This window comes from Mycobacterium sp. pV006 (assembly GCF_041287115.1).
In the GTDB taxonomy this organism is placed as follows: domain Bacteria; phylum Actinomycetota; class Actinomycetes; order Mycobacteriales; family Mycobacteriaceae; genus Mycobacterium.
Window position 1 is genome coordinate 35,870 of the sequence record NZ_JBGGKT010000016.1, and the last position, 16,792, is coordinate 52,661.

Annotated in this window: 14 protein-coding genes and 1 tRNA gene; 10 read left to right on the top strand and 5 right to left on the bottom strand. The window is 68.0% G+C overall.

What is annotated here, in order from left to right:
• The first annotated feature begins 53 nt into the window (after positions 1 to 53).
• Together htpX and ACAG25_RS20840 are read left to right on the top strand one after the other, a co-directional pair.
• Positions 54 to 938: a zinc metalloprotease HtpX gene (gene htpX, locus ACAG25_RS20835; RefSeq protein ID WP_370490380.1), complete on the top strand. Its 885-nt coding sequence runs from the start codon at positions 54 to 56 to the stop codon at positions 936 to 938.
• Positions 939 to 1,051: 113 nt separating this feature from the next.
• Positions 1,052 to 1,585: a hypothetical protein gene (locus tag ACAG25_RS20840; RefSeq protein WP_370490381.1), complete on the top strand. Its 534-nt coding sequence runs from the start codon at positions 1,052 to 1,054 to the stop codon at positions 1,583 to 1,585.
• Positions 1,586 to 1,589: 4 nt separating this feature from the next.
• On the opposite strand, the gene ACAG25_RS20845 is transcribed toward ACAG25_RS20840, so the two are convergent.
• Complete coding sequence (locus ACAG25_RS20845; RefSeq protein ID WP_370490382.1) at positions 1,590 to 2,618, bottom strand: NAD(P)H-dependent glycerol-3-phosphate dehydrogenase; 1,029 nt, start codon at positions 2,616 to 2,618, stop codon at positions 1,590 to 1,592.
• Positions 2,619 to 2,764: 146 nt separating this feature from the next.
• Between ACAG25_RS20845 and ACAG25_RS20850 the strand changes: the two genes are divergently transcribed.
• Together ACAG25_RS20850 and ACAG25_RS20855 are read left to right on the top strand one after the other, a co-directional pair.
• A complete protein-coding gene (locus ACAG25_RS20850) occupies positions 2,765 to 4,582 on the top strand; it encodes an alpha/beta hydrolase (protein WP_370490383.1) in 1,818 nt (605 codons plus the stop codon).
• A 69-nt stretch (positions 4,583 to 4,651) separates the two neighbouring features.
• Entirely contained in the window at positions 4,652 to 5,116 is a 465-nt protein-coding gene (locus ACAG25_RS20855; protein ID WP_370490384.1) for a hypothetical protein, read from the top strand.
• Here ACAG25_RS20855 and ACAG25_RS20860 read toward each other — a convergent pair.
• A complete protein-coding gene (locus tag ACAG25_RS20860) occupies positions 5,107 to 5,598 on the bottom strand; it encodes a YajQ family cyclic di-GMP-binding protein (protein WP_370490385.1) in 492 nt (163 codons plus the stop codon). The genes ACAG25_RS20855 and ACAG25_RS20860 overlap by 10 nt on opposite strands.
• 156 nt (positions 5,599 to 5,754) lie before the next feature.
• On the opposite strand from ACAG25_RS20860, the gene ACAG25_RS20865 reads away from it, so the two are divergent.
• Positions 5,755 to 5,840 (top strand) — tRNA-Tyr (locus ACAG25_RS20865).
• Between the two features lie 49 nt (positions 5,841 to 5,889).
• A complete protein-coding gene (locus tag ACAG25_RS20870) occupies positions 5,890 to 7,023 on the top strand; it encodes an acyltransferase (protein WP_370490386.1) in 1,134 nt (377 codons plus the stop codon).
• Positions 7,024 to 7,098: 75 nt separating this feature from the next.
• Here ACAG25_RS20870 and ACAG25_RS20875 read toward each other — a convergent pair whose 3' ends face one another.
• A complete protein-coding gene (locus tag ACAG25_RS20875) occupies positions 7,099 to 7,662 on the bottom strand; it encodes a hypothetical protein (protein ID WP_370490387.1) in 564 nt (187 codons plus the stop codon).
• A gap of 309 nt (positions 7,663 to 7,971) precedes the next feature.
• Between ACAG25_RS20875 and ACAG25_RS20880 the strand changes: the two genes are divergently transcribed.
• On the top strand, positions 7,972 to 10,233 hold the full coding sequence (locus ACAG25_RS20880) for a molybdopterin oxidoreductase family protein (protein WP_370490437.1): 2,262 nt from the start codon (positions 7,972 to 7,974) through the stop codon (positions 10,231 to 10,233).
• A gap of 2 nt (positions 10,234 to 10,235) precedes the next feature.
• A complete protein-coding gene (locus tag ACAG25_RS20885; protein WP_370490388.1) occupies positions 10,236 to 10,718 on the top strand; it encodes a hypothetical protein in 483 nt (160 codons plus the stop codon).
• Positions 10,719 to 10,806: 88 nt separating this feature from the next.
• On the opposite strand, the gene ACAG25_RS20890 is transcribed toward ACAG25_RS20885, so the two are convergent.
• Positions 10,807 to 12,648, bottom strand: coding sequence for a PQQ-dependent sugar dehydrogenase (locus tag ACAG25_RS20890; protein ID WP_370490389.1), 1,842 nt, complete (start codon positions 12,646 to 12,648; stop codon positions 10,807 to 10,809).
• Between the two features lie 330 nt (positions 12,649 to 12,978).
• Here ACAG25_RS20890 and ACAG25_RS20895 point away from each other — a divergent pair, with 330 nt between their 5' ends.
• A complete protein-coding gene (locus ACAG25_RS20895; protein ID WP_370490390.1) occupies positions 12,979 to 14,253 on the top strand; it encodes a PE-PPE domain-containing protein in 1,275 nt (424 codons plus the stop codon).
• Positions 14,254 to 14,748: 495 nt separating this feature from the next.
• Positions 14,749 to 15,531 carry a LuxR C-terminal-related transcriptional regulator gene (locus ACAG25_RS20900; RefSeq protein WP_370490391.1) on the top strand — a complete coding sequence of 261 codons (783 nt, stop codon included), beginning with the start codon at positions 14,749 to 14,751 and terminating at the stop codon, positions 15,529 to 15,531.
• 79 nt (positions 15,532 to 15,610) lie between these two features.
• Here ACAG25_RS20900 and ACAG25_RS20905 read toward each other — a convergent pair whose 3' ends face one another.
• Entirely contained in the window at positions 15,611 to 16,705 is a 1,095-nt protein-coding gene (locus tag ACAG25_RS20905) for a DUF2855 family protein (protein WP_370490392.1), read from the bottom strand.
• Between the last annotated feature and the right edge of the window lie 87 nt (positions 16,706 to 16,792).

Here is a 16,792-nt window from a genome sequence, read left to right on the forward strand (position 1 = left end):
GGGGCCCGTACGAGCGTTAAGCAGGCAACGACTCTCGAAGGAGGCAAGCCGCGATGACCTGGCATCCCCACGCGAACCGGGCCAAGACGTTTCTGCTGCTGGCGGTGTTCTCGGGTCTGATCGTCGGGGTGGGCGCCCTGTTCGGACGCAACATCATGTTCCTGGCGGTGCTGTTCGCCATCGGCATGAACGCCTACGTCTACTTCAACAGCGACAAACTGGCGCTTCGGGCCATGCATGCCCAGCCGGTCACCGAGATGCAGGCCCCGGCGATGTACCGCATCGTGCGGGAGTTGGCGACCACCGCGCGTCAGCCCATGCCGCGGCTCTACATCAGCGACACCGCCGCGCCCAATGCGTTCGCCACCGGCCGCAACCCCCGCAACGCCGCGGTGTGCTGCACCACCGGCATCCTGCAGCTGCTCAACGAACGTGAGCTGCGCGCGGTGCTCGGCCACGAGCTCAGCCACGTCTACAACCGCGACATCCTGATCTCGTGTGTGGCCGGCGCCATGGCGTCGGTGATCACCGCGCTGGCCAACCTGGCGTTCTTCGCCAGCATGTTCGGCGGGAACCGGGAAGGCGGCACGAATCCGTTTGCGATCCTTCTGGTTTCGCTGCTAGGCCCGATCGCGGCGACGGTCATCCGGATGGCGGTGTCGCGGTCGCGCGAGTATCAGGCCGACCAGTCCGGTGCCGAACTGACCGGCGATCCGCTGGCGTTGGCCAGTGCGCTGCGCAAGATCAGCGCGGGCGTGGAGCGGGCGCCGCTGCCCCCGGAGCCGCAGCTGGCCGACCAGGCCCACCTGATGATCGCCAACCCGTTCCGTTCCGGCGAGAAGATCGGGCAGCTGTTCTCCACGCACCCGCCCATCGCCGACCGCATCGCCCGGCTGGAGGCGATGGCCGGCGGCGGAGGCGGCCGCCACCTCTACTGACCCAGATTCCGCCGAAATCGCATTCCACGCGCGTCAAGTACGGTCTTGGTCGCGCTGCATGCAATCTGGGCGGGAAATGAAACACTGCCGACCCGGCCGGCGACACATAGGCTGTGAGCGTGCTGAGCCGACTCCTGACCAGTGCCGCGTCTGTCGCAGCGGCCGGTGCGCTGTGCGTACCCGGCGCTTCCGCGCAGCCGGAGCCGCCGCCCCCACCACCGCCGGCGCCCAACGTCAACGCCTACCCGCCGGTCAGCCCCAAGGACTACGCGATCTACGAGGGCTCCGCGTACGCGTTCACCGTCGGTGAGCTGCTGTGCATGATGCAGCGCTCCGGAAGCTACGGCTGCAACGGCCCGCTGCCCGGTGCGCCGCACGGCGCCAACCTGGTCAGCGGCGTCACCGGCGGGGTGCCCGGCTTCGCGTCGGCCCCGGCGCGCATGTACGACGGTGCGGTCAACGCGCTGCCGGCCAACACCCGCCTGAGCTTCGGCACGGTCAGCTGCGGCACCGACGGGGCCACCACGTCCTGTGTGGACAGCCGCAACCAGGCCGGCTTCGTCATCACCCCCGCCGCCACCTGGGTGATCAACCAGGAGAATCCGCTGCTGGCGCGCCCGGAGGGCACCAACCCGTACTTCAACTGACGGGTCAGAACCCGGATCCGTGCACCTCGTGGCCGGGCTTCTCGGCCACGAGACCGCGGTAGGCCTGCTCCACCGTGGACCCGTGGTTGACCACGCCGTCGACCTCGCGGGCGATCGGCATGGAGATGCCGCACTTCTCGGCGAACTCCATGATCACGCTGGCGGCCTTGACGCCCTCGGCCACCTGGTTCATCGCCGAGATGATCTCCGGGATCGTCTTGCCCTGTCCCAGTTGCTCACCGACGTGCCGGTTGCGGCTGCGCTGCGACGTGCAGGTGACGATCAGATCGCCCATGCCCGCCAGCCCCGCGAAGGTGTCGCGGTTGCCACCCATCGCCACACCGAGTTTCGACATCTCGGCCACCGCCCGCGCCATCACCATGGCGCGGGTGTTCTCGCCGATGCCCAGCGAATACCCCATGCCCACGGCGATGGCGTAGACGTTCTTCAGGGCGCCGGCCATCTCGACGCCGATCACGTCGTCGGTGGTGTAGGTGCGGAACCGCTTGGTGCGGAACAGCTGTGCCAGGTTGGCGGCCAGACTCTGGTCCGGCATGGCCAGCACCGCGGCCGCCGCGTAACCCTCGGCGACCTCGCGGGCGATGTTGGGTCCGGCCAGGATCCCCGCGGGATGGCCCGGCAACACCTCGTTGACGATCTGGCTCATGCGGTAGTTGGTGCCCTGCTCCAGCCCTTTCACCAAGGACACCACCGGGACCCACGGTCGCAGGTGCGCGGCGAGCTCGGTGAGCACCCCACGGAACCCGTGGGACGGCACCCCCATGACGATGACGTCCGCGCACTCGGCCGCCTCGGTGAAGTCGGTCGTGGCGCGCAACGTTTGCGCCAACTCCACCTGGTCGCCAAGGTATTTCGAGTTCCGGTGGTTCTCGTTGATGTCGCGTGCGGTGTCTTCTGACCGCACCCACTGCAGGGTCGGGCCGCGCCGCGCGCAGATCGAGGCGACGGTGGTGCCCCACGACCCGCCTCCGAGGACCACCACTTTGGGTTCGCGTTTCCTTGGTGCCGCCATGGAAGATCACATTAGGTCGACCGACCCCCGGTGAGGGCCGATTTGGTCGGCGTCGCCGAACTGATGCGCCCACCGGGGCGGCCCACACGGCATAATGGGACGCGAATTTGCTGAGGGGGTCGTCGGTGTCGGTCACGCTGTCGGCGGTGTCTGCCACCGACCCGCAGGCGCTGACGGCTGCCGCGGCGCGCCTCGGCACGGCCGTCGGTGAGCTCGACGCGGTGATGGCCGCTCAACGGCAGGCGCTGACGCAGATGCGGGCCGCGTGGCAGGGCGCGGCGTCGGACGCCGCCATCGCCCGCGCCGAACGGGACCTGACCGCCCAGGCGCAGCTACGCGCACGGCTCGTCGCGGCGCAGTCGGCGTTGTCGACCGGCGGTGCGCAGCTGGCCATGACGCGCAGCGGACTGCTGGGCTTGGTGTCGACGCTGGAGGCCGCCGGGTGGACGGTCGCCGACGACGGGCGCGCCACGGCCCCGATGTTCCCGCCGATCCTCAAGCGGTTCGAATCCGGCTTCACGGCGATCATCCAGCGGCTCCTGCGACTGTTCGCCGACATCGACGCCTCCACAGCCGGTGCCGTCCGCACCGCGATCGGGGGAGCGCCGCCGACGACGCCGCCGCCCGGCGCCCCGGCACCGGAGCTGCCGCCCCCGGGAGCCTCGAGCGAGGAGGTGCACCAGTGGTGGAACTCGCTGTCCGACAGTGAACGTGAGCGGTTGACCGAGCTTGCGCCACGTGAGCTGGGCAACCTCGACGGGATGCCCGTGCAGGCCCGCGACGAGATCAACCGCACCTCGATGGAACGCGACATCGCGCGCGTCGACGGCGCCGCGGCCAGTAACGGCGTCAGTGCCGAGCAGGTCACCGCGTCCCCCGAGCGGTACGGCCTGACCGCAGCCGACGTCACGGCATACCAGAACGCGCTGAAAGCCAAAGCGGGACTGGAACATCAGAGCCGCGGCGACAACCCGAACCGGCCCCGCCCGACATACCTGTTCGGTTACGACCCGCTGGCCTACGGCGGCGAGGGCACCGCGGCGATCGCGATCGGCAATCCCGACACCGCCGACAACATCGCGGTCATCGTGCCGGGCACCGGCAGCAGTCTGTCGTCGAGCTGGCTCAACAGCGGCCGCAATGACGGTCTGAACCTGCTGGACCAGATGAACAAGGCTGATCCCACCAAACAGAACGCCGTGATGATGTGGATGGGCTACGACGCCCCCGACAGTTTCACCGATCCGCGCATCGCCAACCCGATGTTGGCGCGCGCCGGGGGAGACCTACTGGCCGGCGACGTGAACAGCCTGCATGTCACACACACCGGAGCCGAGACCCCGAACATCACGGTGCTGGGCCACTCGTATGGATCCACCACCGTGGCCGACGCGTTCGCCGGCAGCGGAATGCAGGCCACCAACGCAGTCTTGATCGGCTGCCCCGGAACGGATCTCGCGCAGAGCGCAGCGGACTTCAACCTGCAGGGCGGGCAGGTCTACGTCGGCAACGCCTCAACCGACCCGGTCGGCTGGCTCGGTGCCAGCGACGTGGCCGCCGACATTCTCAACGGGCCGCTGGGCAGCGAGCTGGGGACCGGTATCGGTCTCGGAACCGACGCGGCGGCAGAGTCTTTCGGCGGTGTCCGGTTCAAATCCGAGGTGCCCGGCGGTGATCTGCTCGACTTCAACGATCACTCGTTCTACTACACGATGGGCAGCGAGTCGCTCTACAGCATGGCTGCCATCTCCTCCGGGCACGGAGATGCGCTGGGAGATCTGGGCATGCTCGCCGGGGAGCGCGTCCCGCCCACGCTGAGCACACCCGACCGCATCCCGACACCGTTCGGCGATATCCCGTTGCCGCACACGGACATCCCCATCGGCCCCGCCGTGCTCGACCCGGAGGTCGCGCGCCCCAACCGGTCGGTCACCACCGACCACATCCACGACAACCCGATCTAGGACGCCCTCGTGATGATCACCCGCTTGCTGGCCCCGCTACTCGTCGTTACCGCCCTCGGAGGTTGTGGTATGTCTGAATCCGGTCCCGCACAAGAGAATCCGTTCGACGCCCCGGAGAAGGCGCTGTCCGACGAACAGGCGCGCGCGCAGGTCGTCGAACCGGCCAGAGCGGTCGTGCAGGCCGTGCCGCTCGACGACGTGACGGGCGGGTTCTCCTTCGGGTCGTGCAACGACCAGGGCGAACCGCCGTTCCAGGGCCGCGTCGAGGTGACGTTCCGGCTGCCCGCCGACCCGGATCCGGTGTACGCGCAGATCCGCGAGGCGCTGACCGCGCAGGGCTGGGCCAGCGGCGCCCCGGACGGTCAGGTCGTGCACGGCACGGCGCTGCACCGCGACGGAGTGACCGCCACCGTCGGGCCGCGCGCGATGGACCCCGGCTACGGGTCGCTGCAGTTCTACGGCGAGTGCGGCAACACCGGTGACCACGGCGCCGAAGGCGCGGTCGACATCACCCCGGAGCTGATTCAGCGGTAGTTGACGAACTGCAGCGCGACCTCGAGGTCGGCGCCCTTGAGCAGCGCGATGACGGCCTGGAGGTCGTCACGCTTCTTGGAGCTGACGCGGATCTCGTCGCCCTGGATCTGCGCCTTGACGCCCTTGGGGCCCTCGTCGCGGATCAGCTTGGTGATCTTCTTGGCGTTCTCGCTGTCGATGCCCTGCTTGAGGCTGCCGCTGACCTTGAAGGTCTTGCCGGACGGCTGCGGGTCGCCGGCGTCGAACGCCTTCATGGAGATGTCGCGGCGCACCAGTTTCTCTTTGAACACGTCGACGGCGGCCTTCACGCGCTCCTCAGTGGAGGAGACGATCTCGATGGCCTCCTCGCCCTTCCACGCGATGGTGGTGTCGGTGCCGCGGAAGTCGAAGCGCGTGGCCAGCTCCTTGGCGGCCTGGTTCAGCGCGTTGTCCACTTCCTGCCGGTCGACCTTGCTGACGACGTCGAACGATGAATCCGCCATGGGAGTCATTCCTTCCTCGGAGGGTGTCCGGAGCTCATCCCATCTTGGCCGTCGTCGAGAACGTCCGCGACACCGCCCCCTACCCGGGCGTTTGTGCCCGAGGCCGGTCCTCGTTGTATTCTGCTGTGCGCGCTCTCCGGGCGCGTGCAGTACCCAGGCAGGTTGCCCGAGCGGCCAATGGGAGCGGACTGTAAATCCGTCGGCTTACGCCTACACAGGTTCGAATCCTGTACCTGCCACCACTGTCAGGCCTGGCTTTCGCCGGGCCTGATTGCTTTCGGGGAGGCGCCGGTGGAATGGCGACGTGCCGCGTCGGCGCCCGCACGGGCACTCGACCACTTGGTGGCGGCCACCCCGGATTCGCGCGACCGCGTCGTCGATGCCGTTCGGGCGCTGTGCATCGTGGTCGTGATCCTGTGGCACTGGACGCTGTCGGTCACCTACCGCACTCCCGACAGGAGTCTGGTGATGTCCAACCCGATTCACGAGATCCCCGGCGCGTGGGCGGCCACCTGGGTGCTGCAGGTCATGCCGTTGTTCTTCGTCGTCGGCGGTTACGCCAATCTGGCGGCCGACGAGCGGGCCCGATCAGCCCGCCGGTTCGTCGCCGACCGACTGCGCCGCCTGCTGTACCCGGCGGGCGCGTGGGCCGCGGTGTGGCTCGTCGCCGAAGGCGCGGCCGCGGCGCTGCTGCCGGGGGAGCACCGCTGGATGTGGCAGTGGTTTCCCGGATATCTGGTGCCGTTGTGGTTCCTCGCCGTCTACGCGGCGACGATCGCGCTGGTGCCGCTCACTGCGAGGCTTCATCGACGCACCGGCGCCGCCACGCTGGCGGTGCTGGCGGTCCTGATCGCCGCGGGCACGCTGCTCGTCGACACCGGCTGGTCGGACTGGGGAATCGCGGCGCTGGTGTGGATCTTCTGCCACCAACTCGGGTATGCGTGGCGCGGTTGGGACCTGAGTGCGCGACCGTGGGCTGTCCGCGCAGCGGTCGCGGCGGCTGGGCTCGGTGCGTTGGTGGCGCTGACGTTCGGGGCGGGCTTCCCGCGATCGATGGTGGCCACCGTCGGGGCTCCCGAGTCCAACATGTTCCCGACCACGGCAGTCATCGCGGCGCTCGCGGTGTTCCAGCTCGGTGTGGTGACCCTGTGCGCACCGGCTGCGCAGCGGGTGTTGCGGCGGCCGGGGTGGTGGCGGCCGGTGGTCGCCGTCAACGCGGTCGCGATGACGGTGTTCGTCTGGCACATGACTGCTTACCTGACGGTGGTGTGGCTCTACGAGGCGACGGGCGCGACGCTCCTGGCCGAGCCGACCGCCCAGTGGTGGGCCCAACGCTGGTTGTGGCTGGTCGGGCCGGCCGCGGTGTTGGCCGTGCTGACCGCCGTCTTCGTGCGGGTCGAGATCGCGTCTCGACGACGCAGATAGCCGCTCGCCGACTGTGCGTGTGTGGCGGGATTTCGCGCGTGCGGCCGCCCTGAGCGCACGTTCGGCGAACGCGGCTCAGGGGCCGGGTCGCTCCTGCGTGGGACACGCCTCGAGCGGCACGGGGATGGTGACCTCCCCGGCGCGATCGAAGTGGAACGTGACGTCGGTCGACATCCCGGGCTTCAGGTCCGGCGGCAACTCGCGCAGCGCAAGCGCGGGCTGCTCGGTCCCGGTCTGCACCGACTCGGCACTCGGCTGACCGAACGCGACCGTCGACCGTGGGGCGATCTCGACGGGGGCTTCGAGGTCGGCGACCTCGGCCACATCGGTCGAGACGTCTTCGAGTCGCTCGACGCTCTCGGAACTGTTGTTGGTGACGGTGAAGCGCATCTTCGCAGCGCTCCCGACCTGAATGGCGCATTCACCGGGCAGGAATGTCGGGACGATGAACGCGTTCTCGACGGTGGACTCTCCGGTTTCCGAGCCTGAGCCGCGGTTGCTCGACGAGCCTGTCACGTCGTCGCCGCCACAGCCGGCCGCGGTCACGGCCAGTAGTGCTGCGCCGGTCCACCGCAGGATGCTCGCGCTCCGCCGGCGGGCCGAACCCGCCTCTGCCATTTCGGGGGTTTGTCTGGTCATCACTGCTCCTTCCGTGGCTGGGATAACCGAGAAACCCCGTCCCGATACGTCGCCTGTCGAGCGAGCGCCAGATGGCAGGTGTATTGCCGAACCAGCCGGGTACGCGACCGTCGTCCGCTACGTGCTCTTGACGGAGCCGTGGCCTGCCCCAGGAACGGAGGGTCGCATGAGTCAAGCTCGCCGCAAGCCACGGGATGCGGTCGGGTGAACAGTCCCGAACGTGACACCGACCCGCCGCAGCGGGTCGCTGATCCGTGGGGTGCACGCACCCCGTACGGCCGTGGCCAGACCTGGCCGGCACGGGTCGACATGCACCTGGAGGACGGTGTCACCGAGCAGGACGTCGAGCGGTGGGTCCCGTCGGCGGCGGTGTTGCATTCCAACGGAGACGGTTTGGACATCGCAGTCCGCGACGGCCGCATCGTCGGTGTGCGCGGCCGCGCCGACGACCGGGTCAATCACGGCCGCGTGGACGTCAAGGATCTGTACGGCTGGCAGGCCAACCACGCCGCGGACCGGCTGACGAGCCCGCTGATCCGGCGCAACGGTGAACTGGTCGAGACCGACTGGGACACCGCGATGGATGCGGTGGTCGAGCGCAGCAGAACCCTGCTGCGCGACCTCGGGCCGTCGTCGATGGCCTTCTACACCAGCGGCCAGCTCTTCCTCGAGGAGTACTACACGCTGGGCGTGATCGCACACGGCGCCATCGGAACCAACCACGTCGACGGCAATACCCGGCTGTGTACCGCGACGGCGGCGGAGTCCCTGAAGGAATCGTTCGGCTGTGACGGACAGCCAGGAAGCTACACCGACGTCGACCATGCGGACGTCATCGCCCTGTACGGCCACAACGTCTCCGAAACCCAGACGGTGCTGTGGATGCGGATGCTCGACCGGTTGGCCGGCGACGACCCGCCGGCGCTGGTGGTCGTCGATCCGCGGCGGACGCCGGTGGCCCGGCACGCCACCGTCCATCTCGCGCCGCTGCCCGGGACCAACGTCGCCTTGATGAACGGCCTGCTGCACGAGATCGTCCGAAACGGCTGGGTCGACGACACCTATGTGCGGGCCCACACCGTCGGCTTCGACGAACTGCGCAAGCGGGTCGAGGAATTCCCGCCCGAACGCGTGGCAGAGATCTGTGGAGTCGACCCCGACGATGTCTGTGCCGCGGCGCGGCTGATCGGTACGTCGCAACGGTTGTTGTCGACGGTTCTGCAGGGCTTCTACCAGTCGCACCAGGCCACCGCCGCCGCCGTCCAGGTCAACAACATCCACCTGGTGCGGGGGATGCTCGGACGACCGGGCTGCGGCATCCTGCAGATGAACGGGCAACCCACGGCGGAGAACACCCGCGAGTGCGGAGCGGACGGGGATCTGGCCGGTTTCCGCAACTGGTCCAACGATTCTCACATCGCTGAGTTGGCGGACCTGTGGAACATCGACATGATGCAGATCCCGCATTACGCGCCACCCACGCACGCGATGCAGATCTTCCGGTACGCCGAGCAGGGCACGGTCAGGATGCTGTGGATCACCGCGACCAACCCGGCGGTATCGCTGCCCGAACTGCGCAGGATCCGATCGATCCTGGCCCAGGAACGGCTGTTCGTGGTGGTGCAGGATGCGTTCCTGACCGAAACCGCCGCATTGGCCGACGTGGTGTTGCCGGCCGCGATGTGGGGGGAGAAGACCGGGACGTTCACCAACGCCGACCGCACCGTGCACCTGTCGGAGAAGGCCGTCGACCCGCCGGGTCGAGCCAGGCCCGATCTCGACATCCTGCTCGACTTCGCGCACCGGATGGATTTCCGTGACCGCGACGGCGCCCGGCTGCCGGGGTGGACCGACCCGGAGTCGGCCTTCCGCGCGTGGCAGCAATGCAGCGCCGGACGTCCTTGCGACTACACCGGGCTGAGCTACGACAAGCTTCGCGCCGGTGGCGTCCAATGGCCGTGCAACGCCGAGCATCCCGAGGGAACCGAGCGCATCTATGCCGACGGCCGGTTCTGGTCCCATCCCGATTACTGCGAGGCCTACGGCAAGGACCTCATCACCGGCGCTCCCCTGGAACCGACCGAGTACCGGGCGCTGAACCCCACCGGACGGGCGATCATCAAAGCAGCCGAATACGTTCCGGCCCACGAGCGTCCGTCACTCGAGTATCCCTTCGCTCTGATCACCGGACGGACCGTCTACCACTTCCACACCAGAACGAAAACCGGCCGCACTCCGGAGCTCGACGCGGCCGCTCCGCAGGTGTGGGTGGAGATCTCACACAGAGACGCCCAGCGGTCGGGCGTGCGGGAAGGCGATCCCGTGTCCATCACCACCCCGAGGGGCGAGGTGATTGCCGCAGTCCGTATCACCGAGATCCGCGACGGGGTGCTGTTCCTGCCGTTCCACTACGGCTATTGGGACACCGACACCGACGAGCACCACCGCGCCGCAAACGAACTCACGATCACCGAGTGGGACCCGGTGTCCAAGCAACCTTTGTTCAAGACCGCGGCCGCACGCCTGCGCCCGGCCGGGCTCGGCGCAGATCCCGCGGTCCGAGGAGAGTAACGATGACGAAACTGTCCCTGGCGCTGCGTGAATTGCATCGATCGGAGTTGCGGCTCGCGCGATCACTGGATGCGATGGCCGACCGGCACCGCAGCGAGCACGAAATCTTTCATACCGCAGGTGGTCTCGCGCTGTGGTCACGTGAACACGTGGCGTTGATCGCGCAGACGGGTCTGCGGTACGGCGTCACCTTGCGGGCACATCCGCACACCGCGGCTCTGACTGGTGCGATCCAGGCGTGGGTGGGCCATCGTCTCGCCCGACGACCGGAGCCGGCGCTGTTACTGCTGGCTGATCTACGTCACGTGCACCGGCTGGCTGCAGGTGTCTCGTTGGACTGGGAGCTGCTGGCCCAGGGCGCGCAGGCGGCCAAGGACTCCGACCTGCTGCGGGTGACCCAACGCTGCCACCCGCAGGCGTTGCGGCAGATGCGGTGGGCGAACGCGATGCTCAAAGAGTTGTCCCCCCAGGCGCTGGCAAGCTGAGGCCGCGACGTGTTCGCCGACTGTGCGTGTGTGGCGGGATTTCACGTCTGCGGCCGCCCAGACCGCACGTTCGGCGAACGCTGAGCGGTCAGACCGACCGGGTACCCGGGGAGATCTGCACCAACGAACCGCTGTACAGCAGCTGGTAGATGTTGCCGTCGGGACCTTCTCGCAGCACCAGGGTGGGCCCGCCCTCCGGGTCGAACTCCTTCGGGTCGGTGCACGAGCTGAAGTCCGGGCTGCAGGTCAGCACGCGAATCCAGCCCTGCACCGTGTCGGCGATGAACACCTTGCCCCGGAAGTCCGAGCCGAACGCCGAGCCGTTGTAGACGAGCACCGACGTGATGGCCGCACCCGTGCCGCGCGGATAGGTGTAGATCGGGTCGGTCACCCCGCCGCAGTTGCTCGTGCACTCGCCTTCGGCGCCCGGCCAGCCGTAGTTCCCGCTGGCGGTCACCAGGTTCAGCTCCTCCCACGACGCCGCCCCGACATCGGCGACCAGCAACTGCTCCGTCGGCGCGAAGGTCAACCGGAACGGGTTGCGCAGCCCGTAGGCATAGATCTGGGGCAGGGTGCCGAGGCCGAGATCCGGGTTGTCGTCCGGGACGCTGCCGTCGGGATTGATCCGCAGGATCTTGCCGTGGATGTTCGTCAGGTCCTGAGCGTTGCCGGGTCGGGCGTTGTCGCCGACACCCCAGTAGAGCTTCCCGTCGGGCCCGAACCCCAGGGCCCCGCCGTGATGGTTGACCGCCGAGAGTTGCTCGGAGCGCAGGAGCACCAGTTCCGAGTCGAGGTCGACGGTGTCGCCGACGACGGTGAACCGCGAGAGCTGATTGACCGGGGCCTCCGTCGTGTAGGCGACGTAGAGGTAGCCGTTGGTGTCGAAGTCGGGATCGACCTCCAGGCCACCGATTCCGCGTTCGCCGAGCGTGCTGACCTTCAGGGTGGCCAGCGGTTGCGGGCGCACCACTCCGTTCTCCACGAGTCGGATGGCGCCGGCCTTCTCGGCGACGAGGATCCGGCCGTCGTCGAGGAAACGGAAGTCCACCGGCTGGTCCAGCCCGCCGACGACGGTGGCGCGCTCGTAGCCGATGAACACGGTCTGGTTGCTGCGGTGTCCACTGTTGCCGAGCAGACCGAAACTGACCAGGTTCAGCAGGCCGGCCAGACCGTGGATGTGGAAGCCGCTGCGCACATCACTGACGGTGACGGTGAAGCGGTCCTGCCCGGCGAAGGTAGCTCCGGGTTTGTAGACGAAGCCGCCATCGGAGTCGATGGTGACGGTGCCGTGCGACGGTCGCGTCGCGGTGTAGGTCAGCCGGGTCGAATCGGGGTCTTCCGGACGCAGTTCACCCGTCACGACACCGTTGACGACGGTGTTCTCGCTGGGCCGGTGCCCCAAGCGGGGTGTCTGGTTGTCGAAGAACCGTTGCCAGGGAGTCGGGGCGGCCGCCTGCGTGACGCGGTCGGCGCCGGCGTCCTCGCCGGTCGACTGACGGTTCTCGGTCCGCGACGACCGGTGCGCTGCGACCGACATCGAGGCGTCCTGCGCCGCGGAGACGGCGCTGTCGTCGTCCACGGGCTCGCTGTCCGTCTCGACAGCGTCGTCCTCGGCGGCGAGGTCGGCTTCGGTGTCCGCTGCGGATTCCGCCGCCTCGGCGCGGGTGCGCTTCGTGGAGGTCGAGGTCGACTCCGACCGTGCGGCCGGGCCGCGTTCGGTGCGCGACGACGAAGACGATGACGATGATGATTCGGTTGATGACGACGCGGACGAGGAGCTGCCGGCCCGGTCGCCGGTATCCGCCGAGGCCACCGCCTGTCCGGTCAGCACCGCGGCCCCGACGCCGAGCGCGAACGCCAACCCGCCGACCCGCCCGACGTATCGCGCCGAGCCCGCCGCCGAGCGTCCGGATTCCCGAACATCCCCCATGGTTCACTCCTCATCCCGTGCTGCTGCTGAGCAAACTGTAGGTCGCCGTCCACCGCAGCGACAGTGCTTTCGCCGCGCGCGTCAGTTTCCAGTCACCGGCATGAGCCGCTACAGCTCAGGTGATCTTGAACTGCTTCCGGCGCCGCCGTTTTCGGCACCGTGCGTCGAGGCCACCGGCCTGCAGGACCGAACGGCCGGCGTCGCAGACAGGGTGGATGATGGTTTGCCCCGACGCTTCGCCGCGTGTGATCGCGTCTGGCTTCAGCTAATCGTTCGTCGTATACTCGCCACGGCTCGCGGCGCGGGCCGACCACCAGGGAGGGGACCGCGATGTCCAAGCACCGCGTAGCGAAGAAGTCACGGCAGAAGCGGTCGGGGTCCGCGCTCGGCATTGCGGCGGTCGCCGTGGCGGGGGCGGCCGCGCTGGGGGTTGCGCCGACCCTGTCCACCAGTCCGGACCTGATGGCGTCGCTGCACTACCTGCGTGGCACCAACATCGGTTCGGTCCCCACCGACGCGGTGTTCAACGATTTCATCGGTGAGGTGATCACCGGCGCGGGCGTCGAGGCGCCGGACACGCCGTATGTGAAGGTGCCCTACAACGCCGGGTTTTTCCCGTTCTCCCGGGGTGGTTTCCGCGACCTGACGTTCGACGCCTCCGTCGCCCAGGGCGTGCGGCTCCTCGAGGAGCAGGACCCGGCTCCCGGTGACATCATCTTCGGCTTCTCCCAGGGCGCGGTGGCCGCGTCGATCTACAAGGGCGAGCACACCGGCAACACCTACGTCCTGGTGGCCAACCCGAATCGTCCCAACGGCGGTGTGCTGCAACGGTTCAAGGGCCTGAAGGTGCCGCTGGTGAACATCACGTTCAACGGCGCCACACCGGACAACGGTGACTTCACCATCGACGTCACCCGGCAGTACGACGGCTGGTCGGACTTCCCGACCTACCTGTGGAATCCGTTGGCGGTGGCCAACGCTCTGGTGGGTATCGCTCTGGTGCACGGCAACACGCAGTGGGAGCTGAGCGCGGAGGACCTCGAGGAGGCCCGTGAAGCCGGCAGCGACTACTACCAGTTCGACGCCGACTCCAACACCGCGTACTACGTGATCCGGACCTATCCGATACCGCTGCTGATGCCGCTGCAGCCGATCCTGCCGGCCTCATGGCTGGCCGCGCTTGACGCGCCGCTGCGCGCCTTCATCGAAACAGCTTACGACCGCAGCGATTACAGCAAGCCGACCCGGGCGTCGCTGTTCGCCCCGCCACGACCCAGGCAGGCCGACACGACCCCGCAGGCGGCCTCGGTGGAGACCGAGACCGATGCCACCGCGCCCGACAGTGCCCCCGCGCCGGAGGCGGCCCCCGCGCCGGAAAGTGCGCCGGCGCCGGCGGCTGCCGACGAGCTGCCCGCCGCTGATGCTGACGCTGCCGAGGTGGCGGAGCTACTCGAAACGCAGACGGCCGACACCGTGGTCGAGGGCAACGAGGCGGAGGCGGAAGTGGCAGCTGACGAACCGGAGCAGCGGGCCAGCGACCGCGACCGCACGCAACGGCGTGCGGCGTCCGACCAGAAGCGGCGAGATCGCAGCAGCGCTGCCTGAGCTTCGGGGCCGGTGGGTGGCAGTTACTGCCATCAAAATTTCGCGCGCGACAATGATTGTCAGCAAAATTAGCCCATTGGCTTGTTCGTCGTCTGGCGCTGTCTGCGATGTTTACCGGCTGCAACGCGCACCTTGCTGACAATGCTTCTGGCCGTTATTTTTCGCATATTGGATCATGCCTACCGGCGGGTTCGATGGTAGCGGGCAAAATCAGAGCGACCCGTTCTGCGCGCTAATGTGTAGATCTAGCAACTTGGTGCCCAACGCAACCACCGTCTGATATTCGGCAGACAAGCGGGCCGCGGTGGTCCACACTGAGACAGCAATCGTCGGACTCGACCTACGGGGGTGGGTATGGCGACGAACGTGATCAAGCGTAGGTCGGGCAATACCAACTCGGCTGCGTCATCGTCGCCGTGGACGCCGGTGCGGGTCCGGCGTCGAGCCGACTCGGTCGGCAATCACGCGGCGACCGACGGTGTCTATCGACGGCCGATGACACCGAACGGGTTCCGCGTCGCGGCGCGCGACGCGGAACCGGTGGCCGTGCTCACTCGTGCGGACGGCGTCACCGAAGGCGGTCCGGCCGTCGAGCCGACCGAGGACCGGTCGGACGTACTGGGTGAGACGAAAGTCGTGATCGTCGACGACTGCAAGCTGACCCGGGACAACCTCGCGTCGGTGCTCGCCGAACGCGGTCAGCTGAAAACTCTGGTGGCGTGGGATCTTCCGTCGCTGTTCCGGGTCCTCGAGGCCGCGCCGGCCAGCGTGATCCTGCTCAACATCACCAACCGGGAATGTGCCGTGTTGCTGCAGGCGATCTTCGAACTCAACGCACGTCACCAGGTTGTCGTGATAGGCATCGCCGAAGACGAGGATGAGGCCATCGTGGCGTGCGCCGAAGCCGGTGTGGCCGGGTATCACCTGCGCAACGAGTCGTTGGACGATCTGCTGACTCTGATCGGCAGGGTCGCCAGTGGTGAGACCCAATGCTCGCCGAGGATCTCGGCGATCCTGCTCCGGCGGCTGTCCATGCTGGCGGCTCAGCGTGAACCCAACCGGAAAGATCTGGTCCTCACGGCCCGGGAAGTCCAGATCCTTCGCATGTTGGAACTGGGCCTTTCGAACCGGGACATCGCCGACCGGCTCTGCATCGCCGTTCACACCGTGAAGAACCACGTGCACAGCGTGTTGACCAAGCTCGGAGTCAGCAATCGGGCTGAAGCCGCCGCCCGCTTCCGGACGGTGCGCTACACCGAGATCGAATCGGTGGACTAGTCCGGGGCCCAGTCCCGATTTGGTCCCGATGATCTATTGGCGGTGACCGGACTGGCCGGGGATAGTGCTCCCATGACGTTCAGACCGTCAGGACGTGCCCTTCGCGGGCCGGGATCCGACCGTCCAGCAGCGCGGTGTAGCAGGCCTCGATCGCCGACTTGCCCTGTCCGGTGACGATTTCCAGCCACGGATCGTGGGCGCGGGTGACCGGCTCCATGAAGGCCGACCACGCGATCGCCAGCCGCTCACGCAGTCCGGCGGTGCCCCATTCCGCGGCCCGCTGGGCGGCCTGGTCGGGAGCGAAGAACAGCACCGGGTCGGGCCCGGGCAAATCGCCGGCATCGGGTGGGGCGTCCCAGTGCGTCATCCCGACTGCGCAGTCGTAGACCAGCCGATCACCCAACCGCCGGCGCACCGCGGCGCGGACCGTGCCATCTCCGCTGAAATCGACGTATACAGAGGAACTTTCGGGAAGTGAGGAGGCGACCTCGTCGTAGGTCAGCACCTCTTGGAAGCAACCGAGCGAGCGGGTGAACTCCACGTTGGCCGGTGAGGTGAGCCCCACGACCTTCACCGCGTCGGCGTCCCGGCGCTGGGACAGGCAGAAGGCGGTGCCGTAGGCGGTCTTGCTCGAGGCGCCGGCCAGCACCACGGTGTCCGCGCCGAAATACTCTCTGGCGGAGAGGAAGTCGTCGAGCAGGAACGATGTGGCGAACAACGGTCGCAGCAGCGCCTGCTGCGGTTCGCGTTCGGCGACGTAACTCGCATCGGAGGTGCACCGTTCGTACTGCGCGTACACCGGTGGTAACCCGCGACGGTGCTCGGCGCCGTCGCTGAACCCCGCGGTGGACACGTCTTGCGGGTGGAGCACCACCTCGTCGGCGATCGGGAAGTACCCGTAGAACCGTTCCCCGACGTCCACGCCGGCGCATGCCGACTCGGTCACCGTCGCAAAGCCCCACACCGGGATCGCCCCGGTGGAGGGATCGTCGGTCGGGAAGTGCTGCCAGTAACCGAGCGCGTCACCGAACTTCGCGTAGGTGATGTTGTTGGCGGTCAGTGCGAACAGGTCGATCCGCATGCGCACCGCCCCGTCGACGAACGGGGGTGCCGCGGGCGTGGTCCACCGCCCGTCACGGATGTCGTCGCGCCGGACTTCGAATCGGGTGGTCACCGCTGGCATGGTAGCCGCGAGCTTGGGCCCACAGAAGGGCTCGCGGTAGGGTCGACGGTCAGTCGTAAACAGATCGGAAGCGTGTTC